The sequence below is a fragment of the Sporosarcina sp. FSL W7-1349 genome (genome assembly GCF_038003045.1).
In the GTDB taxonomy this organism is placed as follows: Bacteria; Bacillota; Bacilli; order Bacillales_A; family Planococcaceae; genus Sporosarcina.
Genome location: NZ_JBBOOK010000003.1, coordinates 164,687 through 188,555 on the forward strand (window position 1 = coordinate 164,687; position 23,869 = coordinate 188,555).

General features: G+C 39.9%; 18 protein-coding genes. 6 read left to right on the forward strand and 12 right to left on the reverse strand.

The window, feature by feature from the left end; all coding sequences use genetic code 11:
* Positions 1-816: 816 nt before the first annotated feature.
* Together MKY41_RS19340 and MKY41_RS19345 are read left to right on the forward strand one after the other, a co-directional pair.
* A complete protein-coding gene (locus tag MKY41_RS19340; RefSeq protein ID WP_340746617.1) occupies positions 817-4,344 on the forward strand; it encodes a hemoblobin-interacting domain-containing protein in 3,528 nt (1,175 codons plus the stop codon).
* Positions 4,345-4,434: 90 nt separating this feature from the next.
* Entirely contained in the window at positions 4,435-5,034 is a 600-nt protein-coding gene (locus MKY41_RS19345) for a TetR/AcrR family transcriptional regulator (protein WP_340746618.1), read from the forward strand.
* 178 nt (positions 5,035-5,212) lie between these two features.
* Here MKY41_RS19345 and MKY41_RS19350 read toward each other — a convergent pair whose 3' ends face one another.
* From MKY41_RS19350 to MKY41_RS19365, 4 genes are all read right to left on the reverse strand, one after another.
* Positions 5,213-6,604: a sodium/glutamate symporter gene (locus MKY41_RS19350; protein ID WP_340746619.1), complete on the reverse strand. Its 1,392-nt coding sequence runs from the start codon at positions 6,602-6,604 to the stop codon at positions 5,213-5,215.
* A 21-nt stretch (positions 6,605-6,625) separates the two neighbouring features.
* Positions 6,626-7,792, reverse strand: a complete 1,167-nt coding sequence (locus MKY41_RS19355) for an alanine dehydrogenase (RefSeq protein WP_340746620.1) — start codon at positions 7,790-7,792, stop codon at positions 6,626-6,628.
* Between the two features lie 598 nt (positions 7,793-8,390).
* Positions 8,391-8,876, reverse strand: coding sequence for a metallophosphoesterase family protein (locus tag MKY41_RS19360; RefSeq protein WP_340746621.1), 486 nt, complete (start codon positions 8,874-8,876; stop codon positions 8,391-8,393).
* 125 nt (positions 8,877-9,001) lie between these two features.
* Positions 9,002-9,928, reverse strand: a complete 927-nt coding sequence (locus MKY41_RS19365; RefSeq protein ID WP_340746622.1) for an AEC family transporter — start codon at positions 9,926-9,928, stop codon at positions 9,002-9,004.
* 437 nt (positions 9,929-10,365) lie between these two features.
* Here MKY41_RS19365 and MKY41_RS19370 point away from each other — a divergent pair, with 437 nt between their 5' ends.
* A complete protein-coding gene (locus MKY41_RS19370; RefSeq protein ID WP_340746623.1) occupies positions 10,366-10,956 on the forward strand; it encodes a TetR/AcrR family transcriptional regulator in 591 nt (196 codons plus the stop codon).
* A 94-nt stretch (positions 10,957-11,050) separates the two neighbouring features.
* On the opposite strand, the gene MKY41_RS19375 is transcribed toward MKY41_RS19370, so the two are convergent.
* Both MKY41_RS19375 and MKY41_RS19380 read right to left on the reverse strand, forming a co-directional pair.
* Positions 11,051-12,403 (reverse strand): glutamine synthetase family protein, encoded by a 1,353-nt coding sequence (locus MKY41_RS19375; protein WP_340746624.1) that lies wholly within the window; start codon positions 12,401-12,403, stop codon positions 11,051-11,053.
* A gap of 117 nt (positions 12,404-12,520) precedes the next feature.
* The gene (locus MKY41_RS19380; protein WP_340746625.1) at positions 12,521-13,813 is read right to left on the reverse strand and encodes a YlbE family protein; all 1,293 of its coding nucleotides are present in this window, start codon (positions 13,811-13,813) and stop codon (positions 12,521-12,523) included.
* Positions 13,814-14,614: 801 nt separating this feature from the next.
* Between MKY41_RS19380 and MKY41_RS19385 the strand changes: the two genes are divergently transcribed.
* The 3 genes from MKY41_RS19385 (at position 14,615) to MKY41_RS19395 (ending at position 17,837) form a co-directional block, all read left to right on the forward strand.
* Positions 14,615-16,189 carry a purine-cytosine permease family protein gene (locus tag MKY41_RS19385; RefSeq protein ID WP_340746626.1) on the forward strand — a complete coding sequence of 525 codons (1,575 nt, stop codon included), beginning with the start codon at positions 14,615-14,617 and terminating at the stop codon, positions 16,187-16,189.
* Between the two features lie 559 nt (positions 16,190-16,748).
* Entirely contained in the window at positions 16,749-17,492 is a 744-nt protein-coding gene (locus tag MKY41_RS19390; RefSeq protein ID WP_340746627.1) for an urease accessory protein UreH domain-containing protein, read from the forward strand.
* Between the two features lie 126 nt (positions 17,493-17,618).
* Positions 17,619-17,837 carry a transcriptional regulator gene (locus tag MKY41_RS19395; protein WP_340746628.1) on the forward strand — a complete coding sequence of 73 codons (219 nt, stop codon included), beginning with the start codon at positions 17,619-17,621 and terminating at the stop codon, positions 17,835-17,837.
* Between the two features lie 174 nt (positions 17,838-18,011).
* On the opposite strand, the gene MKY41_RS19400 is transcribed toward MKY41_RS19395, so the two are convergent.
* From MKY41_RS19400 to MKY41_RS19425, 6 genes are all read right to left on the reverse strand, one after another.
* Positions 18,012-18,806 (reverse strand): IclR family transcriptional regulator, encoded by a 795-nt coding sequence (locus MKY41_RS19400; RefSeq protein WP_340746629.1) that lies wholly within the window; start codon positions 18,804-18,806, stop codon positions 18,012-18,014.
* Between the two features lie 156 nt (positions 18,807-18,962).
* The gene (locus tag MKY41_RS19405; RefSeq protein ID WP_340746630.1) at positions 18,963-19,619 is read right to left on the reverse strand and encodes an amino acid ABC transporter permease; all 657 of its coding nucleotides are present in this window, start codon (positions 19,617-19,619) and stop codon (positions 18,963-18,965) included.
* A gap of 35 nt (positions 19,620-19,654) precedes the next feature.
* Entirely contained in the window at positions 19,655-20,365 is a 711-nt protein-coding gene (locus MKY41_RS19410; protein WP_340746631.1) for an amino acid ABC transporter permease, read from the reverse strand.
* A 30-nt stretch (positions 20,366-20,395) separates the two neighbouring features.
* Positions 20,396-21,133 (reverse strand): amino acid ABC transporter ATP-binding protein, encoded by a 738-nt coding sequence (locus MKY41_RS19415; RefSeq protein WP_340746632.1) that lies wholly within the window; start codon positions 21,131-21,133, stop codon positions 20,396-20,398.
* A 119-nt stretch (positions 21,134-21,252) separates the two neighbouring features.
* Entirely contained in the window at positions 21,253-22,131 is an 879-nt protein-coding gene (locus tag MKY41_RS19420) for a transporter substrate-binding domain-containing protein (RefSeq protein WP_340746633.1), read from the reverse strand.
* Between the two features lie 60 nt (positions 22,132-22,191).
* Complete coding sequence (locus MKY41_RS19425) at positions 22,192-23,619, reverse strand: aspartate ammonia-lyase (RefSeq protein WP_340746634.1); 1,428 nt, start codon at positions 23,617-23,619, stop codon at positions 22,192-22,194.
* Positions 23,620-23,869 lie beyond the last annotated feature (250 nt).

Genomic DNA, 23,869 nt, shown 5'->3' on the forward strand with positions numbered 1-23,869 from the left:
GTAAACCTATTCATAGGGCGCTGAAGGGGTGGTGAGGAATTTTGAGGGGGGAGAACGTGTTCCGAGTTGATTGTTGTATAGGTATGCTTTCATTTACAAATGCAAGTATGAATACAGGTTCTAAATCAACTCTGAATAGTATTGGGATCTAGCACCTAACACTTGTTTTTGATTTTTAGTGAAAAACGTAAAACAAAAGTTAGTGAGATGCTTTGCCAATTGTCCTCAAGCAAAAGAGCTCCTAGTATAGTAAAGGAAAAGACGATACGTTTGTTTCCTTACAATACAAAAGGAGTTACTAAACTATGACATGAAACCAGTGTTTCGTCTTACAGCAAATCTTATTCATTTTGCCTACCAACGCGCTTGCTGCCCGCTCTTGAATTACCAGATGTAAATACCGGAATAAAAATACCCACTTTACCATCTGCGCACCGTCACGTTCTGTTTTTCCGTAGGCTGGAAATAGGTACATTTTACGGCCATCTGAAGGGAATTCGGTCCCTTCAGATGGCCGTCGCAAGTTATGTTGGTTTCTTGAGGGGTTAGCATTAGATAAGATGTATTTCAGAACCTGTATTATTGCGCATTCCATATTATGTACGAAGAAACAGTACTAAAGATAGTTTGAAAATGTTGAAAATTCAATTGACAGTAGATCCGTTATTAAGGATAATACTCATGAGTAATATATAGTACTCATGAGTATTATTTTGGTAAGAAGTAAATTTCATAGGAAAAACTTTTGTGTTAGTAGAGAGGACTTTATAATGAAAGCTCCTTTCTTATTTTGTGAAAATTTGAGGGGGATAAAGAGTGATAGAAAGTAAAAAGTTATTTCTTGCAGTTGTAGCTTCTTCACTGGCATTCAGCACGATTGTCGCTGATCAGTCAACTGAAGCATACGGTAAAGCCGCTGTATTTACTGACATACCACCTAATAGCCAATATGAAGAAGCTTTAGCGAGTTTGGTTCAACAACATATAGTTTTCGGTTATTCAGACGGAACCTATCGTCCATCAGAAAATTTGAAGCGCGGACACGCAGCCGTTATTTTAGCTAGAGCACTCCAACTCGATTTGAAAAATGTGAGGAATCCAGGGTTTCACGACATTAAGGAGAACTCCGACTACTACAAGTCGATTGCCGCGCTTGTGAAAGCCGGCATAATTCAAGGATATCCCGACGGTACATTTAAGCCTGAGCAACCGCTTACCCGTGCACAAATGGCAAAGATTCTAGTAGTTGCTTATCAGCTTTCCGAAGAAGAATTGGAAGTAAATCATTTTCAAGACATAGCTACAACCATGTGGTATGCGCCTTATGTAACGTCACTAATCAAGAACAAAATAACGATTGGTACTACGCCAACAACATATTCACCTAATGACCCAGTGAAACGCGGGCAAATGGCTCTATTTCTCCACCGTTGCCAGCAATTGGGGCAGCAACCGGTAGAGAACGTAATTGAGTCTGAAGTATCAGCTATCAATGAGAATTCAATACAATTAGGCGGCAAAACCTATACGCTGACAACTGAGCAAAGAAAATGGCTAACACCGGAAAATTTCTCCTCACTTAATAATGCAAAAATGAGGGTTAGAATTGTAGGGAATACAATTAATAAAGTTGAGTCGATTACGTTCCATGCAGATAGAAATTCAATTGAGGACAAAGCGGACATGGTATTGAATGGAAATGGAGCAGTAATTGATGCAAAAATATTTATAGAAGGCGGTAACTTGTCTTTTCAGGACATTACTATAGTAAACGACATAATCATAAACAGTACTATGAAAAACACAATTTATGTAGGTAATGCGAGAATAACAGGGGCAACAATTCTATCGAGGGATAGAGAAAACTTTAATTCGTCAGCCACTACCGATTCATTCAATACGGAAGTCCACTTTCATAATTCAAGCATACCTTCGATAAAAGTCGAGACCAATGGGTCTTCCATTAAATTAACAGGCGATACTTCTATTAGTGAAGTTATCATCTCGGCAAGCACTTCCATTGAGGCGGATGCAAGCATAATCATTCCATCTGCCAGAGTCAACATGAAGGATTTAATAAATGTAACGATCAATGCAGCTATCCGTTCACTTTTTCTTGAAAATATGAATAGTAGAATCATACTTGAGAAAAATGCAAAAATCGAAAATGTTTATATAACTTCTATGAGCGCTGTAAAGCTTATCTTTCGAAACTATGAGATAAATAAGCATAAAATTCTCAGGATTAACGGACGTCCCAATATTGAAATCTCGTTACCAGTAGGGGACTCTGTTGATAATAGCGAGGAAGGAAACTATGTACCACCAGAATCAACTGAGAATAATCAGTTGCAAAAAGCAAAAGCTGCTGTTGCGGCACTATTTTCAGATGGGAATAAAACAGCTTTAAAAGCCGGTGTGGATCAAGCTGCAATTAATGCTGCAAAAGAGAAAGTAGGTAAAGTAGCTGATGGTGCTGACAAACTATCTTTATTGGCCGATCTCCAAAAAGCGCAGGACTTCCTAACAGCGAAAGTTGAAGCAGCAGTGAAACTACGATTAGCTACGGAGGCTGTAAATAATCTGTTTGTAGACAACTCAAAAACAAAGTTAAAAGATAATGTAAGTCAAGCGGATATTGACGTAGCTAGGGAAAAGGTGAAGCAATTGGCTGAAGGTGCAGACAAGGTTGCCTTAAAGGAAGCTATTGCAATTGCACAGCGCTTACTTAGCCAATTATCTATACCGCCGGCTTTATATGCGATAGTAGCGAATCCAGAAACAGTCCAAATTCAATTTATCGAAGATTCGGAGTGGAGAGGAAAAATCACAGACGTATACAAAGAGGGGAGTGCCTCACCGATTCATTCATCAAGGGTGAAAATGAGCGAAGGATTAATTACGATTGACCTAACAGGTGCTCCGTTGAATCCGGGAACCCATAAAATAATTGTAAAAGCGGAAGGGTATGCGGATGCCGTTGTGACAATTGAAATACCGGTGCCAAAAGAACCGCCTACTATATCTGGAATAGCGCCGAATCCGGAAACTGTGGAAATCACGTTTGCTGACAATCCAGAGTGGAGAGGGAAACTCACAGGCGTATACAAAGAAGGGAGTACTTCACCGATTCATTCATCAAGGGTGAAAATGAGCGAAGGATTAATTACGATTGACCTATCAGGTGCTCCGTTGAATCCGGGAACCCATAAAATAGTTGTAAAAGCGGAAGGGTATGCGGATGCCGTTGTGACAATTGAAATACCGGTGCCAAAAGAACCGCCTACTATATCTGGAGCAGCGCCCAATCCGGAAACTGTGGAAATCACGTTTGCCGACAATCCAGAGTGGAGAGGGAAACTCACAGGCGTATACAAAGAAGGGAGTACTTCACCGATTCATTCATCAAGGGTAAAAACGACTGAAGGGTTGATCATGATCGACCTGACAGGTGCTCCGCTGAGTCCAGGCATCCATAAAATAATTGTAAAAGCGGAAGGGTATGCGGATGCCGTTGTGACAATTGAAATACCGGTGCCAAAAGAACCGCCTACTATATCTGGAACAGCGCCCAATCCGGAAACTGTGGAAATTACGTTTGCCGACAATCCAGAGTGGAGAGGGAAACTCACAGGCGTATACAAAGAAGGGAGTACTTCACCGATTCATTCATCAAGGGTGAAAATAAGCGAAGGATTAATTACGATTGACCTATCAGGTGCTCCGTTGAATCCGGGAACCCATAAAATAGTTGTAAAAGCGGAAGGGTATGCGGATGCCGTTGTGACAATTGAAATACCGGTGCCAAAAGAACCGCCTACTATATCTGGAGCAGCGCCGAATCCGGAAACTGTGGAAATCACGTTTGCCGACAATCCAGAGTGGAGAGGGAAACTCACAGGCGTATACAAAGAAGAGAGTACTTCACCGATTCATTCATCAAGGGTGAATATAAGCGAAGGATTAATTACGATTGACCTATCAGGTGCTCCGTTGAATCCGGGAACCCATAAAATAGTTGTAAAAGCGGAAGGGTATGCGGATGCCGTCGTGACAATTGAAATACCGGTGCCAAAAGAATCACCTTCTTTATCTGGAACAGCGCCCAATCCGGAAACTGTGGAAATCACGTTTGCTGACAATCCAGAGTGGAGAGGGAAACTCACAGGCGTATACAAAGAAGGGAGTACTTCACCGATCCATTCATCAAGGGTGAAAACGACTGAAGGGTTGATCACGATTGACCTTACCGATGCCGCCTTGAATCCGGGGTCGCATGAATTTACCGTGAAAGCGGATGGATATGATGAGGCATCGGTGATAATTTTAATTAGTCTCGATTAATATAGTATAATATTGTTACTACAGAGTTGTTTACTCAGTTTGTAATCGAGGCGAACATCTAGAAAAGCATAGAGGTTGGAGTTGTTCTAATTGAATAATAGAGGACGAAAAAAGGGCGCAGATGGGGAGAAAAGCAGAGAGCTATTACTGGAAATTGCTGCAAAACAATTTGCTCTTCGTGGGTTCCATGAAACGAAAATCAGTATGATTGTTAAGGAAGCACATGTCACGCAACCAACGTTCTATCTATATTTCAAAAGCAAAGATGCCATTTTTCAAGAGCTGGTCGATATGTTTAAAGCCAAGTTATATACATTAGTGGAGCAAAGTCGATTATCTGCTGGTATCGAGTCGGCGGAATTACAGGATCGAATTACCAGTGGGATTACAGCAATTTTTCGCCTATTCGAGGATAATGAACAAATAGCCCGTATCGGCTTTATCGTTTCAGAAGAAGCATTTGATATGAAGAAGAAGATAGCAAAGCAGATTGAAGAAAATCTTGCAACGGAAGTGGAAAATGGATACTTCCATGATGATGTAGATTTAAATACGGTTGCCGTAGCGATCGTTGGTGTTATTGAGCACCTGACATTAACAAAATTATGGACTGGTTTACAATCTCCCGAGGAACTCGCCCAGGAAATGACCAAGCTCTTTTTATATGGCTTAAGTTCAGGTGTCCACTAGCGTTTTGGTTTACTGTTCAGCGGATGTCACGGATTTTGAATTGCGCTTTGCGTAATTCAAAGTCTGGACGCAAGTAGGCCGAAGCAGGGCGATAATGATCGTTGGTGCTCAGGAAAGAGGATTATAAAATAAAACTCCGCCAGGACCTAAGGAACTAGCGGAGTTTTTCGTCTATTCATCATGTACTGGTTTTATCCGCCTGGGCAGTCGCTTCAGGTCGTTCACCAAAAGGTACTTTCCAATACCACCACTTAAATTTAATCGAGATGATTACACAGACAATTGAAATTGCTATATAAATACCAGCGAATGTCCAATGTTGCCCGCCTAAAAGCATTGCTGGCCCGGCGGACCAAGCGAAAAGCTCAATTGGCGTATTAATAGGGCCGACAATTGCAGTATCCGTCAACGTCTTCGATTTGTTCTCGGGGTCGATAATACGCAATAATGTTAAACCGATCGCAAAAACTCCTGTTGCATATCCATACACGAATATGGAACGCTCGAACCAACTTTCATAGTTCATGGCCGGTCCAGCGACCCATAACAACAATGTGACGAGAATGATGCCAGACACCATTAAAAGTCCAAGCGGCAGTGCATATTCCAAAATAACCGGTAATTTTATGGATGCCACTCCGAAAAATACTAGGTAATCAGTAGCGGAGCTTCCTAACCGAGTAACGACATTTTCATCGACATATTTATAAACGCCTTTTTTCCCTCTCCCCAAAACTACATACATGAGTAGGGCTATAATGAAGGCGATTGTAAACGTTGGGAAATCAAGTCCCCATGTGTTTGCAATATAATTATTTAACAAATATCCTAAACCGGATGGAATAAGGATAAGCGCAAGGTGAAATGCAAGTGGATCAAGGGCAACTGGGGAAATCGTTTCTTCTCCCATGGAATTTCGATTCGTCGATTTTACCAATCCAGTTCTCATATCCTCTGGTATCCGGGAGAAGTCTTTCACATAATGGGTATAGCCTTTTTTCGTAGCAATCTTGATGAATATTAAACCACCAAATATGCCCGCCAATATTCCAATCGTTGCAGACGTCATCCCCAAATCTGTCGCAGCTGCAAATCCTAGGTTTTCAAATGTGGAACCTACAGCTGCTGCCGTTCCATGACCGCCGTAGAAACCTGCCGCTAATATTAATCCAAACCCATAGTTAATATCCGGAATCCAACTAGATATAAAAAGAATGGAAAATATAATCGGAGCGAAAATAAGAACACACATTACTACTATTTTATATGAAGCGTATGCTCCCATTCGATTTAAGTCATTTTTCATATTTCCAGGGGAGAATGAAAACCCGTTGATCCCTACTGAAGCAAATACAAATATAATAATGACTCCTGCGTATGAGCCAATCTCACCTGAAAAAGGCAATAGATTCAAAAATCCCGGCCCTAATGCCAATCCTAAAAAGCCTGCCAGTAAACTCGCTGGGATGAAATTACGTTGTAGAAACTTCACCTTGGAACGCAAATACATACTTATAAAAATAAGTATACTCGCGAATGTGAAGTCTACCAATAATGTATTGAGCGTCATAGTTGCATACACCTTTTCTTATTAAATTTTGAAGAAGTTGTCTGATTTTGTTACTGTAGCAGGGGGTGCCGGATCGAGCCTTTCCTGCGCAATATGTAAAATGTCTTCTGGTTTGATCCAAGGTCTATTTTGAAGCGCACTTGTTTCCTCATGCGTCAAATAACCTTTATACGCCGTAAGGCTTCTTCTTAAGTAACCATCTTTTATACATGCTGTTCGTACACCTGAATTTAATATGGATCTCAGATGACCTAATACGGATGCCGCATATGCTACGGATGTAGAGTTCGCGATTGCTCCGGGTATATTACTGACACAATAGTGAACGACCCCATTTTCAATATACATCGGATCTTCATGAGTTGTTTCACGGAATGACTCAATAGCCCCGTCTTCATCATTACTGATATCTACAATAACCGACCCTTTTACCATCAAATGAAGCATTTCCCGATCGATTAAATAATCTTTGCTTCCTTTTGGCCATTTAACACAGTTAATGACCATATCGATTTCTGGGAGCAATTTAGCGATGTTTTGCTTCGTCGACAATTGCGTATTTACTTTTTCGTTGTACATTTGGCCGATATCTCTTAAGGTTCCGAAATTGACGTCCATTACAGTACACCAAGCACCTAATGAATGAAGGACTTGCAATGCGGATTTACCAACTAATCCTCCGCCAAGGATTAGAACTTTCATGCCAGGAGCACCGGCGAGTCCACTAACAAATTTCCCTTTTCCGCCGTTAATCGTTAACATAGCTTGCAGGCCCATTAAAGCGCCTTGTTTACCTGCAGCTTCACAGTTTACAGACCCGAAACGATGGGAGTCTTCCGCGGTAAATGCGATGCACTTGCTGTCTAAAATAGCTTGAACTTGTTGTTCGTGCGCTGCGGGATGAATGCAAGTGTAAATAATTTGATCCTCTCTTAATAACTTGTACTCCGGTTCTTCAATTTCTTTTACTTTTGCTAAAAGGTCTGCCCTTTCATACATTTCTTCCGTTGTTTCGATAATGATAGCGCCTTGTTCCTCGTATTCCTCGTTGCTAAATCCCGCCATAAGGCCAGCATCTCGTTCAACCAGAACTGTGTGGCCATCTGCTTTAATCGTACTCACTTCTAATGGTGTTGCAATAACTCTGTACTCTCCAACTTTCCGATCTTTCAACACGCCAAATATCATGTTTCTTTCCCCCTTCATAAAATAGTAATTCTTCTACACCTACTAAAAAAGAAAGATTCTCCATACTGATTATATTAATTTATAATATAAAAATCTGAATTTTAGAGATTCTCTTTTCCTATATTAAATGAGCAAGCTATCAGTTTCAATTCAAAAATAACATTTTCATCAATACAGAAAATTCTTTTTTTATAAAAACAAAAGTCTAGTTGATTTTAAGGTACAAAGATACGACAAACGGCTCTATTCTGAAAAGGCACTGAAAAACTCTAGTTTTAAGATAGTTCTTAAAATTGAAAAATAGGGGCTGTACAGAAAGTAGAATTTGCCGATAAACACGTAAAAAGCAAGGGCTTTGGTCGCTTTCCGTGAGAGTCTTCCGGCGCCCTTGCTTTTTGCTGCTATCCATCGGTGCAATTATTAAACGGCTTCCGCAAATCAAGCCAAAAATTATGCTTTCTATCCATTCCATTCCAAAATTCCTTACACAATCAAAGAAATAAAGTTTTGGCTAGCGCCAACCGACATTCATTTCTCCCTCTTATCATTGGGCTACGCCCGTCACACGCCTGAAGAGGGGATTACTTTCAGAGTTCTGTTAAAAAAACACAAACTCGGCCCGGACTACTCGTTCTATATGCAATATACAGAACGAGTAGTTCGGGAGTTTCCGCTTGGCGGTTGGTGAGCCCGGATTAATGAGCAATGTTTTACCTGCATAGCGCATCATCGGAATATGCGAATGCCCGAACACGATAATGTCCACTTCATCCTCTTCAAACGCTTCCAAGGCACGCTTTTCGGTCGTCTTCCCCTCTCCGTGGCCGTGGACGACCCCAATGCGATAGTTGCCAACTTCAACTGTTTGTTTCAACGGAAATGACCGGCGGATTTCTTCATCGTCTATATTTCCGGACACTCCGATCACCTTCGCATATTGCGAAAGCTCCTCATATACTTGCATCGATTTCCAATCGCCTGCATGGATGATAAGATCTGCCGCTTCACATGTTTCCAGCAAACGACTTGGCAGCTTGTTCTGGCCGCTGGGGAGATGGGTATCAGCCAAAAGTATAATTTTCATTTTGCATACCCTCCGAATCTTTTGACTTCTTGTTGGAAACTGTCACTAGGGAAATAGAATTGCCGGGTTCCAAATCAATACTGGATTGTTTCTAAAACCCGGCTTCTACTTCGGACAACATTATCTTAAACAAACAATATCCCGGATAAATAAACGACAAACGTGACAGTGATTGCGCTTAAAATGGTCGTAAACAGAACCGTTTGGGCAGCCAGATCCGGTTGAATATCGTATTCCAATGCGAGTGTCGAACTGTTTCGGGACGTCGGAAAGGAACTTGCGATAAACAATGATTGTGCTACAATTCCGTCCAGTCCGAAAAGATAGATGAGAAGCAGGGAAACAGCCGGACCGATAATAAGTCTCCCTAAACTGGTGACGAGAATAGTCTTATTTAGGATTGTCCTAAACTGAATTTGTGCCAGTTGAGCTCCCAATAATACAAGTGCGATTGCTAAAAAGGCTTCAGCCAGATGACTGATCGGAATCCAGACGAATGTTGGTATCGAAATATGTAACCCATTTAACAAACTGCCAAGCAACATAGCATGAATGATTGGCATTTTTAAAAGCGACTTTAGGATTTCCAACCCAGATTTCGTCGCGGAAATTAAATTATACAATCCGTATGTATACGTTAAAATATTTTGAAATACCATGACGATAATTTGGATAGAGATACCTAGGGGATTCGTCTGAAATAGCAACTGACTGACCGGTATTCCATAATTCCCTGAATTGATCAAGGAAATGCCATTTTTGAATATGGCCGATTCACTTTTGTCCAATCTTAAAAGTTTGCTTAATATAACACTAACGAAGATTAGCAACAGAGCAAAAGTGATTAAATACCCGATAATTTCAAGGAGAATCGGGACATCAATCTCCGTCTCATAAATGTTGATAAAAACGGCAGCTGGCATGAGACAATACGTGATCAAATTCGAAATCGCCCTTAAATTAAATGCAAATTTCCTTTGTAAACCCGCGCCTATTACTAATAAGATTAGAATGGGGATGATTACCTGCAAGAAAATCGATCCAATGAACATAAAGTCCTCCCCTTCCTGATGAAATTTCAACCGCTGTCTTCAGAGAATTAGTTCATATATGAGTATAATATAGAAAAACGAAAAAAGGCATATATAAAGGTGACTATGTAAAGGCCACAGTCACCTCTACAATTCGAACGCTATTCAGAATCGTTTCAAAGTTGTTTTGGTGACTGTCACCGCACCATGAGACGATAGATTATATAATTTTTCGAAGAATGCTGAATAAACAAATTTGAAGTGTTAAAATAATAGTAGATAAATAACAAAGACATTTTAATCTTATTGATGATATCATAAATAATGTTGCATCTCCTGATTAAAATTGTTATAAATTTTTTCTATATAAACTTATAAAAATGTAGAAAAAAAGCTTATTTTGAATTATGAAGTGAAATTGGTTGAAACTCATTTTCGAATGAAGGGGAGGTAAAAAAATGACGGTTAACAGAATAAAAGAAGTGGCATTCTCCTATTTTTCTGAGTACGGTTATGAAGGAACCTCTTTATCAATGATTGCTAAGGAGGTCGGCTTTAAAACCCCATCTTTGTATGCACATTTTAAGAGTAAGGAAAGCATATTTTTTTCATGTTTGGAAGATGCCTTAGAAAGCGACTTACATTTTTTTCAACAAAATTTAAAAATAAGTGAGAGTAAATCAGCTGAAAATATACTTTATACATTATTAATTAATTATGAGAAAAGGCTTTTAAGTGAAGACATTTCTATGTTTTGTTTACGAACACTTTATTCTCCGCCTCATACTTTCAAGACGGAGCTATTTCATCAAACAAATGAAAGAATTGCAGATTTGGGACAATTATTAAGGCCGATATTTGAATGGGAAGAAAAAAAGGGCAATTTAAAGGATGTTACCATTGAAGATGCAATCGAAGCTTATTTATGCCTTTTTGATGGGTTGGTCATTGAGTTTATGTATGCTGGAAGCGAAAGGTTTCAATCTCGATTGAAAGCATCCTGGCGTGTTTTTTCGCAGGGTTTATTTAAGGAAAGTTCTAAGTTATGACGGTTCAGGATTTAAAATCGACAATATAAATAAAGCCACTAGCCACCCCGGACATTATTGAAGGGGTGGCTAGTGGCTATCTATCATTAAAATCTTATACTAAAAGAAATTGTTTCCTCTCCCAATCTGAGACTTGAGAGTGGTAATCTTCCCACTCACCCAGTTTTGTATCAACATAGTCTTTAATAAACCCTTCCGAGAATACCTCATAAGTAAGAGGATCTTGTTGGAATGCTTCAATTGCTTCAAGTAAAGTACGTGGTAATCTAGGAATGTCATCTTTATCATAAGTTGAAAAATCTGCTGGAGCTCCTGGATCGAGACCTTCGCGGATACCTTTCAAACCTGCAGCAAGCATGAATGCTCCTGCTAAGTAGGTATTCGCAGCAGTATCTACGCTTCTGTTTTCAACAGCAGGTCTATTTTCCGGTAGTCTGATCATACAAGTTCGATTATTATGACCGTAACTAATCTTAATTGGTGCCCATGATGGTGATCCATCTACTAATCGAGGAACTAGGCGTTTATATGAGTTTACAACTGGATTAGTGATAGCAGCTAGGGCAGGAGCATGTCGTAAAATTCCAGCAGTGTATGCGTATGCTTCCTTTGTCCAACTTTTATCTTTGTTTCGGAAAATGTTTTCATTAGAATCCGTTGAAGAGACAAGCCCCATATTAAAATGAGCTCCAGATCCCCATACATCAGAATATGGTTTAGGCATGAAGGAGACTAAAAGTCCCATTTCCTTAGCAACTTGATGAGCCATCATTCTAAACAATGTTATTTTATCTGCCATTTCTAAAAATGTTCCATATTGAAAATCAAGTTCGAACTGACCTACCCCACCTTCGGCACCAAAAGCAAATACCTTCATGCCTATTTCATCCATATATCTAACCATCCGGTCAATGAACTCTGTTGTGTCAAGTTTTGTCATAACATCATAAGCTGGGCTTTTTAATTTAGGACCGTCCGACATTGGGATTAGACGTCCCGATCCATTTTCAAGAGATTCAGGGCGGAATAAGTAGAATTCCGGTTCGACTCCTAATGTTGTGGCAAAACCTTCTTTATTAGCTATTGCCATTTGCTTTTTTAAGATGGAACGAGGACAAAGTTCAAAAGTTTCTCCTTTATCAGACCACATATCAGCTGCCATCCATGCGTATCGACGGTCCCATGGAAGTATTGTGAGAGTGGCTTCGTCCGGTTGTGTCGTAACTTCCTCTTCCACCGGATTCATCGTGCCAATCCCAGTAATTCCACGTGGCGTATACCGAGTAGATCCTGCAAGAAGATTAGGTAATAAGTTAACAGGATTGCTTTTTGCTCTAGGGCGTCCATGAATGTCTATCCAGCTAGCCGTAATATACTTAACACCTTTCTCAGACAATGACTGCGCGAGTTCCGTATGTTTTTGCTTAATTGAACCTAATGTATCCATAATATATACCTCCCAATTTTTTTATAGTATTTTTAATAAAACTAGTATCCATTATAAAAATGGTTACAGGAAAGAAGACATTACTGAGGTAATCACCTCCCATATGGAAAATATCTCTTATAAAAAGTTATCTTGAAAAGCTTGTAAAGCTTTTTGGAATGGCTCTATTGGAGCTGAAAAGGATCCTGCTCCAATTTGGCCGCCACCCTTCCCAGCAACACCGATATCTAGTGTAGGTGTTATCTCACTTTCAACTACTTTTCGTATGTCGATGCCGATGGGAGTCCCGCGGAACTCTAAGAAAGGAATTTTGTAATATGTGTGTTCACTTGCTGAAATATCATACATGCGTAAATTCTTTTCAATCATACTTTCAGGTGTTCCTCCTTGATATGCTTGAAGAGGAAAGGCAGCAGCCTGAGAAAATCCTCCGAGTCCGTAAGTTTCCAATATGATACTTTCACCTCCCATAAACTCAATGTCACTTTTGCTAAAACCTTCAAATAGATGACAACTTTCCATATGTGGTAGGGGACCACGGAACCATTTATCTCCGAGTCCAGCTACCTGGATGGCGAACTCTTTGCATGAAAATACCATTGTTGAAACAATAGTTGACTTTGCTATATTTTTAACTCGAGCCATAGACGCCTTTGCAGCAGCCATAGATGCTCGAAGGAAAAAATAGTCTCCACTTAAAATGTAATCAAGAAACTCGTCTATAATTTTTTTGTTTTCACCGCTACGGTCAACTGCTAATAAATAAGGGAATAATTCTCGGGTAAAAAGTAGTGTTGCCGCGGTGTTTCGACTATGAAGCTCATCACCCATATTGAGGGCTCTTCGAATTATTGGACGAAGCTCAATTCCGCCCGACAGTCGAACGGCTTCTCCTAAGAGTGGACCAATCGTCTGTTCCAGAAATATCAGGTTTTCTCGAACCTCATTGTTATATACACCATAATTTAGCCTCGATGGAGCTTTCCCCTCAAACAATGAGCAGTAAGCACGACTTCCACTCTGCTCATCCTCGACTACTAAAACAGGCATTGATGCAGTGTGAATACCTGCAAGTGAACCAACACAATCGAAATCTTGACAAGGTAATACTAGAACTTCACCGGAGCGAATGGCGGCAGCTGCCGATGTCGGAGAATCAGCTAACCCTTCATGAATTACCCCACCAATAATTGCACTGCGTTGTCCCCCCGTATAATCCTCCCATTTTGTGGGTGGTCCAGATGTAAGAATTGTATTTTTTGTCATACCAGGAACGACATCAATCGCCCGTTGAACATCAATCAGAATCGGATTAGCCGAACAGATCATCTCCAACGCCTGCTCATTGGCAAAATCAATTTCAGTATTGAAATTGCTTTCGGTTGCTAGATTACCTTCATTCTTATACAATTTTCACCACTCCCGTATTGTTTTTAGATTCACTAACGTCCTCAAACCCAAGATGTAAGAGTATGAGAATTACCTATAAGACGTATTACTAACAACTTAACCTAACTACCGTTAGTTAACTTGAGTGTAGAATAACAAATTAAAAATAGTGTGTCAAGTATTTATTTTTAGAATTGTTTATTCACTTTAAGTTTTTACCGCTAAAGCGGCGTGATCGACCTGGCTTAAGGGAGAGATATATTAAGCAGCAGAAGTAACTTCTATCTTTTTCTTTCATTAAATGCACATACCATATGAAGTTTAACGAAAGTAAGTTTTAAAGACTTTTTTAATAATTTAGCGGTAAATAAAAGAAGCTAAGAAGGATCTTCATCCAATCTAAAGCTTCCGTAATTTAAAATGGTTTTCGTAATTTTTCTTAAACCCAGTATTTAAAATCTGTTGGCATTTACTTATGTATTTCTAATAGTGAGATAGAGAAAAATGTTGGGCTAGAAATAAAAAAATGTTGACAGACTATTCGGAACTTGCTATCATGAGTTTCAATTAACTAATGATAATTAGGGGGAGGGAATATTTGGCCTAAAACATGATTACAAAACACTGTATTTGTCATTCTGTCCAAATGTCCATAGTTTTTTATTTCTGTTTCCAATGTGATTTGCGATTCGGAACACAGTTAGATTTCAGTATTTGACTCTATAGTATTTACTGTTTGGGAAATGGAAATAAACTAGGTTGAGTATTGCTTTTTCCACTATTCTCCACATACTAGGAAAAGATCAAAGGAGAGGAAACTGAATGGCAGAAGGTAGAAGAGATGAAAATCAAGACAATGGTCGTGTCCTTGTCGATAGCGTTGGGCGTATAGAAAATTTCGGAGTAGATTTCATTCCTGAAGAACAACGAAGGTCTAAGCCTACTAACATTTTTTATATACTTTTTGGCGGTAGTATGACTTTTGGGATTATTGTAATTGGATGGATTCCAGTTTCGATTGGATTAGGTTGGTGGGGTTCAATTACTTCTATCATTGTCGGTTCAGCCATAGGTGCTACATTATTGGCCCCAATGTCCTTGTTTGGAATCAGAACAGGAACAAATAATCCAGTAGCAAGCGGGGCACATTTCGGGGCGATGGGTAGATTAATTGGCTCTATTTTAGGGATACTAGCATGTATAGTCTTTGCTGCTTTATCTGTATGGGCTGCAGGCGATGTACTTGCGGGTAGTGCCACTAGAATTTTTGGGGGTAGTGAAGCTACTTTGACATTGAAGTTAGTAGCTTATACAGCAGTCGCTATCGTGATGACAATAATATCCGTCTTAGGACATGCTAATATGGTAGCTATGACAAAGTATATGATACCATCTGCTGGAGTTCTAATGGTGATAGCATTGTTCGTGCTCTGGCCAAATTTTGATGCTAGTTATGCTGGGGGAGATTATCTACTTGGTTCATTCTGGCCTACTTGGTTTCTCGGGGCTATTTCTTGTGCAGCGACCATACAATCATACGGCCCTTATGTCGGGGACTGGACGCGACATATATCTCGCGAAAAATACAAAGATAAACAATTAATGATGGTTACTTGGATTGGCGGATTTTTTGGTATGGGGGGTGCTTTTGCATTCGGTGCATATACAGCAGTGAGCTTCAATAATCCAACAGCCCCGTATGTTTCTGAATTTGTGGCGGCTGTTCCGTTTTGGTTCCTCTTCCCATTATTATATATTGCGTTAGTACCAGGTACTGCTCAAGCTGTTATTAATATATATAGTATGGGACTAGACTTTTCGGCAATTGTTACTAGTCTATCCCGTGTACAATCAACAGTAATTCTAGCTGCAGTTTCAACCGTTTTAGTCTATTTAGGTGCTTTCTATGAGCACTTGGAAGTTTTAGTTAGTTCATTCTTAGGAATCCTCGTAATAATGGGGGCACCTTGGGTGATCATTAATGTTATAGCTTTTGTTAATCGAAAAGGATACTACTATCCAGATCATCTGCAGGTATTTAACCGAGGAGAAATTGGGGGGCGCTATTGGTTTAAAAACGGGCTCAATATACAAGCCACTTTAGCCTGGTTAGCTGCCGTTATTTCTGGTTCGTTTTTTATTAATACTGGTTGGTATGTAGGTCTTGGTGCAAAGCTTTTTGAAGGTGCAGATATCGGATTAGTGGTATCGATGTTGGTAGGTGCAGTAGTCTATATTGTCCTTTTATATGTCATGCCTGAACCTAAAGATGCTTTCGGTCCGCAAGGCGCTAGATTTAAATCATCGAGTATAACTGGTCACGAGCCAATACGAAAGAAAGGACCCGTTAGAAAATTAAATACCATAACGTCTGAAAAAACAAATATATCAAGTTAAAACGATAAGATCAAACCCTTTGAGGATACTATAATATAAAAGGTATTTATGCTACGGCTGCGGTCCAGGGTTTCACGAAACTGTTTTTTACAAATTGATATTGATTATTTCCAATTTACTTAAAGAGCCAGAAACGGCTCTTTTTTTGTGCAAGTGAAAGGTTGAGTAAGCTAAGTTGTCAATGTGACACAGTCACCTCTACAATTCGAACGCTATTCAGAATCGTTTCAAAGTTGTTTTGGTGACTGTCACCACATCAATAAACTGAACATGCCATAATGGCTAGCAGCATAATATGAAAGGAACACATATCATTTACGGAGGCAGATCGAGTTTCATTTCGGATGCTGCATTATTTGGGCAATCGGGTTTCAACGTTTGTATGGTTCGTTGGGGTAGAAGGTGTTTTTGGAAATCCCTCACAAAAGAGGAGTGAGCCCAACTCTTGGTATTAACTTTATAGGTCTGACCTTGCAATCATTCTCGATTGCAAGGGGAGAGGGGACGCAGTATTTTTAGGAAAGCGAGATTACCCTAAATGAAAGCGATGGTGCTTTAAATGGATGCTTGGCTGTCAAGAATTAGCCAAATGATTTCGGAACCGATTACCGCCATGATTAATACATATGATCACTATCCGCTTGTCATGGCATTGTTGCTTGGATTGCTTGGAGCGCTAGCCCCTTGCCAGTTGACCGGTAATATGGGGGCAATTACGTTGTATGGAAGCCGGTCGATTCAAATGAAAGAGAATGGCGGAGAGATCTTTGCCTTTATTTTGGGAAAGGTCGTTGTTTTTAGTGCGATCGGCGTGTTGGCCTGGCTTTTCGGACAGTCGTTTGAGGAGACGATTACATCCTATTTTCCAGTGTTCCGTAAAGTCATCGGCCCGCTAATTATTGCAACGGGTTTGGTGTTGCTGGGGGTCCTTAAATTACGTTTTCTCGGCAAACTAACGTCGCATATCCCCATGCGTCTGAGAGAGGGAAGACTCGGTTCATTTCTGTTAGGCGCTAGTTTTGCTATTGCTTTCTGTCCGACAATGTTTGTCTTGTTTTTTGTCTGGCTCATGCCGCTTGTCACGACAACCTCCTATGGACTTTTTCTGCCGGCGGTCTTCGGCTTGGCCACTTCGCTGCCGCTCCTGCTACTCCTCCTGTTCATGTGGTTTTTTGATGCGAAGCGGCTCGTAATGAGGTTCAGTATGCGGGCGGGGAGAATAGTGCAAAGGGTTGCGGGAGTTCTGCTTATTATTATAGGAGTGTTGGATACTATCACCTATTGGTGGGGGCATCATGCCTAGAGCCGACGTGAGAGTAAAACGTATTCGAGGTGCCTGTCATGATGAATTCGTGACTGGCACTTTCCATTTATATTCCTTTACAACAGATCGTATGTTCTGTATGATGAGTAAAAAGGAGGAACGCACGTGCGGTTGGTGTTGGAAAAGGCGTATAGGGATAAGAATTTGCTCGAGATGATCTATATGGCGAAAGATGGGCAAATTACTCAGCGACGCATTGAAGTCATTCAGGTGGGGGAGCGTACATTTCGGGCGTATTGCTATTTGCGTCAATCAAAGCGGACGTTTCGGATTGAAGATGTATTGGCGTTAGTTCCGGTCCACCACAAATACCAGGCAATGTAAATGAAAAAAGCCATCTTTCCATAGGAAGATGACTTCTAAGTTTAGTTCGCTAAATACCCTTTAATTTAATCCAAGGACTCCGAGCTCTTTTAAACTCTAGGAGGGCAACAAGGTTGGGAGGGTAATCAAGAAGAATGTATCAAGATCCCATGGCGAATTACTATAATTGAGGCATTATGTGGTTACATTCAATTCATAATGTTTTATCCAGAAATCTCCGTTCATTTTCTTGCTAATATTATATGCACTTTGCAGCAGTAGTGCTGCGTATTCCGGTATGATTTCTTCGTTCGCGCGGACATCTGGAACTACAATCGAGAGTGATCCAACAACCCCGTCCGTTTCAAAAATAGGAACAGCTATCCCGACGGTTCCCAGTGTAGTTTCTCCGTGACTAACCGCGAAACCTTGGGCTTTGATATCGGCTATGTTTTCTCTTAACTTCTTTTCATTCGTGTCTGTATTGGGTGTTCTTGCTTCCCAATTACAATTTGCAATATACTTTTCTTGTTCTTCTGGCTTCATATAGGCAAGAATCACTTTACGAACAGCCCCTACATGGAGAGGCAAGCGAAGCCCTAACTGCTCGGTGACTCGCAGGCGAAAACTGCTTTCAATAAAATCGATTAGGATCGCTTCATTTTGGCCATGCAAGATGTTTAAGTGAATTCCTTCATTCGTTTTTTCGAAAAGAATATCCATTTCAGGCTTTGCAAAATCGCTGATGGATGAGAATAAATCTTTCGCTAAATAACCTAGTTCTATTAACGCAGATCCTAAATGAAATTTCTTCGTTTGCGGATTTTGGTTGACCATTTCGTATTTTTGCAAGGACTTTAGAATTCTATGGGTGGTAGCAGTATTGTATCCAGCCATTCGGGCAAGTTCGGCAGCCCCCCATTCAATATGTCCATCGCGAGGTTTCAATAAATCTAATAGGGTAAATGTTTTATTTAATAACTCTGACATATAGCTCAGCTCTCTCACTATTCTTTTTAGTCTACGGATGTTTTGATTCCCAAAAGGTGCTATTTACCTATCATATATTCTACCATAAAAGAGTTATTAACATGAATTACTGGAAATCTTAGTTAGTGATTAAAATAAGATTATTAGTCACTTTTATTAGGTATTTAAATTCCTTTCCAGTCTTTTGGATAGTAAAGATAGGGGGTAGCAAATGATAAAATATCCAAGTAAAACTAATGAATATATAGTGAAAGCTATTTGTTTACCTTCCATGATCTCTATTCGTTCGATAATAATTTGGGCTGATTTTAGAAATTCAATATTGCCAATTAATATCGTCAGTGATGTTGCTTGTACTAAGTTGGTTAATAAACCGATGATCGATGGCAAGACCCGCTTCGTCGCTTGTGGAATAATGACGTAAATCATAGTTTGAACATGTGTTAAGCCCAATGAATAACTAGCTTCCGTCTGGGCTTTGGGGATTGATTGGATTGCACCCCGAACGGATTCGGCTATGTTGGCACTTGCCCATAGACTCAACGCAATGGCGGCTGAAGCAAAATTACTAAAGTTGATGCCCGTCATGGGAATAATAAAAAACACAAGAAAAAGAGTAATGAGGATAGGTAACCCTCTAAACAAATCAATATAAGTTTTTGATACTAAAATTACGATAGAGTTATTGAGCGTCCGAAGTGTCCCAATTACTATGCCTATGAATAATGAAAAAATGATACAGACAATGCTTAATAAAATCGTGTACCCGAGTCCTTTCAGTAGAAATTCCGAATTATTAATAATCAAACTCATAATAATTCCCCCTAGTTTTTCGAATAAAATCGAAGTTAATTGTTCGTAGTGGTAGCCACTCCTTCGAATGGTATCAATTTATCAACTTTTTTGTTATTGTAGTCTAATTTCTTTTCAATGACTCTTAGGCTAAATGATAATAACCATACTAATAGCAGGTAAATCACCGCAATGGTAAGGAACATTTCAAGGGTTTTGAAATAAATCGACACCGTGTCCATTGCTGCAAAGGTAAGTTCCACCAATCCAATTCCAGCTAAGAACGACGAGTTTTTCAAGACTGAAATAGAGGTGTTAGAAAAAGAGGAAAAGCTATACCGAAAGCCAATTGGCACAATCACATACCGATAAATTTGGAATTTGTTCATGCCTAATGAATCTCCCGCCTCCACTAATTGTTTGGACACGGATTCCAATCCGCCGCGGAAGTTTTCGGCCGCGTATGCTCCGCCCCATAAACTAAGAGCAATGATACCGGCAAAGGGAGCAGACAATGTAATTCCCAGTGAAGGCAACCCGAAGTACACTAAGAAGATTTGTACCAATAATGGTGTATTCCGAAATAATTCAACATAGATCGAAGTCAGTTGAGATAGAATAGGTATTTTTGCGGTTTTCACAACGGAACCTACCAATCCAATTAGCAAAGAAAAGACCAAACTAACCAAACTGATCATGACTGTCATTTTTAATCCCGTTAGCAAATAGGGCATCTTCTCCATCAAAAAACCAAAATCAAAATTCATGTGATCACGCTCCTTCGAAGAATAAGGATGTTAAAGTACCTTTTCCAGAAATTTTTGTGTTCTTTTTTCTTTTGGATTACCAAAGATTTGGCTCGGCGCTCCTTCCTCGACTACGACGCCTCCGTCCATAAATATGACTTTATCCGCGACCTCTTTGGCAAATCCCATTTCATGTGTCACCACTACCATCGTCATTCCGCTTTGCGCAAGCTCTTTCATCGTCTCGAGAACATCGTTTACCTTTTCTGGATCAAGCGCCGAGGTCACTTCATCAAATAAAATGACTTCTGGATTCATCATTAACGATCGAGAAATGGCGACCCGTTGCTGCTGGCCCCCCGATAGTTGATTGGGATAATAGTTTAACTTGTCTTCCAATCCAACTTTTTTTAACAGGGCTTGTGCTCTTTCATTCAACTCTGTTTTGTTTTTAACTTTTTGTACTTTCAATGGCGCCAATAATAAATTTTCTTTCACGGTCAGGTGGGGGAATAGATTATAGCTTTGGAACACCATTCCAATCTTCTCCCTTAGTTTTTGCAAAGTAATGGAAGAATCGTAAATATTTTTTCCATTCAACATGATGTCTCCCTGATCGATAGCTTCTAATCCATTTAAACAGCGCAGTAACGTACTTTTACCAGAACCACTCGGGCCAATAATGACTGTCACGTCATTCTCATATAAATCGGTTGAAACTCCAGTTAATACATTTAAACTACCAAAGCTTTTGTGTACACCTTCTATTCTAATTTTAGTGTTTTTCATTTTTTTCACCTCAACCATGTATTTTGTGTTGCTTGATTTTCCTGGTTTTGTGAGAAGACATACGCTCTAGTAGTCTTGGTCGATGCTAGTAGCGTATGTCTCTCTGATCTAGTTACTTGTTATTTCGGTCTAGGTAAATATTCAGGTACATTCACATGATCTTCCGGATACCATTTTTTGAACCACTCATAAAATAAATCTTCCTCCGCGCCTTTATCAATTGCGGCATTAACCCAATTGTCCCAGTCTTCTTCACCTTTTCTAATTCCGACAGCCATCAATCCCAAGGCAAAGGGCTCTCCGACTACTTTTAAGTCTGGATTATTTTTCACAATATCATATAGCAAAATGTCGTCTTGAATCATCGCGACGCCTCTGCCGCTTTTCAATGCTCTGACGCCTTCGGAAGTGTTATCGAGTTTTAACTGTTTCGTTGAAGGTGATAGCTCTTCTAATTCGATGCTTCCCATACTTCCTTTGATGGCAATGACTTCTTTGTCTTTTACGTCTTCCATTTTCGTGATATCGCTTTCATTTGGAACAAGAAATAAGACAGAACTATTGTAATATGGTTTAGAAAAATCGATCTGTTCTTTTCGTTCATCTGTAACTCCTAATGTAGCGATGAGTAAATCAATTTTCTTTGAAGTTAAAAAAGGAATCCGATTGGAGGCGGTTACGGGAACGAATTCAATTGCATTCGGGTCACCAAAAGCATATTCGGCAAGCTGTTTGGCGAGGTCTATATCAAAACCATCATTTTCTCCCTTTTCATTAATGAAGCCGAAGGGAGGGTAGTCCGCTTTTACACCAACGACTAATTTTCCTCTGTCTTTCACAAATTTCGGTAATTCGGGGAGGCCGTCAGCTGAAGCACTGTCGCTGGAACCATTGCTTGATACGTCTGTTGCGGTATCTTCCGGCTCATCCGTTCCGTTCCCGCAGGCAGCTAAAATAATAAATAAAAATAAACAGATGGAACCGAATAAGAATTTCATTTTCATTTGTATTCTCCTCCTAGTTTGTTTAAGTCTGTTCATTTATTTGTTAAACATCGTTTACACTTGTTTTAGTTTTTTATACATACTGCCAATCAAGTTGTTTCTAGACGGATCGGCAAGCATCAGCGGGTCGAAAAGCTCATCTGCTTCCTCTTTCGTAAATAATCCTTTTTCTATCACGATTGATTTAATTGATAAATCCTTTTTAAAAGCTTCCTTCGCAATATCACTGGCAGTTTCGTAACCAAATAATAAAGCCAACACCGTTGAATTTGCTAAAGACGATTCCGCGTATTCCAAGCAGACGTCTTTATTCGCTTGAATGCCTTTGACACATTTCTCTGTAAATAACTCAATGCCGTTCGTAAGTAATTCAAATGACTCAAATAAGTTTTTGGCAATCAAATTATCCCAGACGTTTATGTTGGCCTCGCTTCGATCCACCGCCATGGTGATGACAGAATCATTTCCATACACTTGAAAACAGGCTTGCATCATCATCTCTGGCATGGCAGGATTGATTTTTCCAGGCATGATGGAAGAACCCGGTTGGACGGCAGGAATCGTAATTTCTGAAAACCCTGCACGGGGGCCTGATGATAATAATCGGAAATCTGCTGCCATCGTAGATAATCCGGTCGCCAAACCTTTAAGAACAGCCGATATTTTTACATACAAATCTGCATGCTGCATCCCGTCAAAAAAGTTATTGTTCTTCATAACAGGTATTTCGGAAACTTCACGAAGATACTCATATACTTTTTCTTCATAGCCAGGGGATGTCCCAAGACCGGTTCCTACCGCTGTAGCGCCTAAAGTAATGGTTAAACAATAGTCTTTCAGGTTTTCCAACTCACTAATTTGCCTCTTAATAAAGGAGTGGTAGCCACTAAACTGTTGGCCCAGTGTAATAGGAACTGCATCTTGTAAACAGGTCCGCGCAATTTTCACGACATTACTGAATTCGGTTACTTTCACTGCCAACTCTCGCTCGATTGTATATACCATTTGGAGCAACTCTTTTATATACAGGTAGTTTGTCATTTTCATGGCGCTTGGAATGACATCATTTGTGGATTGTCCCATATTTACATGGACATTAGGATGAACTAGCACGTATCCTTTTTCTCCGGATAGAAGTTCATTGGCGCGATTGGCAATCACTTCATTGAGATTCATATTTAGTGAAGTGCCGCCTGCTCCCTGGAATAGATCGATAGGAAATTGGCCTTGCATTTTGCCGTCCATAATCTCTTCCGCCGCTGTTACAATCGCCTCAGCTTTCTTTTTTTCAAGGACACCGATGGCCGAATTTGCTAGAGCAGCAGATTTTTTGATAGCTGCTAAACACCAGATTACATCCGGGTAATTTTCAAACGTTCTACGTGAAATAGAACAATTTTGACGGGCTCTTTCTGTTTGAATGCCATAGTATAACTCATCATGTAAATACAGTTCGCCTAATGAATCCTTTTCAAGTCTCATCGTTGCTTCATCCTTTCATAAATAAAAAGTATGGAATCTAAACTTCAAGTTAACCTCCTCGACTTTTTATCTCATATTGTGAGATGATGTCTTGTTATATGAGTTGTTTTGAATAGTAACACAAATTAATTAACGAGGCAAGAGAATTTTTAGAAAAGTTAGAAGGTTGGTGATACATCAGTTTTCGCTGGTATTTATTTGTTGGTGATTCATGTAGCCAATAGCTTATCTATACACTTTGAGGTGGAAG

Coding starts and splice junctions, on each gene's coding strand:
- MKY41_RS19350 (WP_340746619.1), bottom strand. CDS start 6,604: ATGACGCTCAATACATTATTGGTAGACTTCACATTCGCGAGTATACTT.
- MKY41_RS19355 (WP_340746620.1), bottom strand. CDS start 7,792: ATGATATTTGGCGTGTTGAAAGATCGGAAAGTTGGAGAGTACAGAGTT.
- MKY41_RS19360 (WP_340746621.1), bottom strand. CDS start 8,876: ATGAAAATTATACTTTTGGCTGATACCCATCTCCCCAGCGGCCAGAAC.
- MKY41_RS19365 (WP_340746622.1), bottom strand. CDS start 9,928: ATGTTCATTGGATCGATTTTCTTGCAGGTAATCATCCCCATTCTAATC.
- MKY41_RS19370 (WP_340746623.1), top strand. CDS start 10,366: ATGACGGTTAACAGAATAAAAGAAGTGGCATTCTCCTATTTTTCTGAG.
- MKY41_RS19375 (WP_340746624.1), bottom strand. CDS start 12,403: ATGGATACATTAGGTTCAATTAAGCAAAAACATACGGAACTCGCGCAG.
- MKY41_RS19385 (WP_340746626.1), top strand. CDS start 14,615: ATGGCAGAAGGTAGAAGAGATGAAAATCAAGACAATGGTCGTGTCCTT.
- MKY41_RS19390 (WP_340746627.1), top strand. CDS start 16,749: ATGGATGCTTGGCTGTCAAGAATTAGCCAAATGATTTCGGAACCGATT.
- MKY41_RS19400 (WP_340746629.1), bottom strand. CDS start 18,806: ATGTCAGAGTTATTAAATAAAACATTTACCCTATTAGATTTATTGAAA.
- MKY41_RS19405 (WP_340746630.1), bottom strand. CDS start 19,619: ATGAGTTTGATTATTAATAATTCGGAATTTCTACTGAAAGGACTCGGG.
- MKY41_RS19410 (WP_340746631.1), bottom strand. CDS start 20,365: ATGAATTTTGATTTTGGTTTTTTGATGGAGAAGATGCCCTATTTGCTA.
- MKY41_RS19415 (WP_340746632.1), bottom strand. CDS start 21,133: ATGAAAAACACTAAAATTAGAATAGAAGGTGTACACAAAAGCTTTGGT.
- MKY41_RS19420 (WP_340746633.1), bottom strand. CDS start 22,131: ATGAAATTCTTATTCGGTTCCATCTGTTTATTTTTATTTATTATTTTA.
- MKY41_RS19425 (WP_340746634.1), bottom strand. CDS start 23,619: ATGAGACTTGAAAAGGATTCATTAGGCGAACTGTATTTACATGATGAG.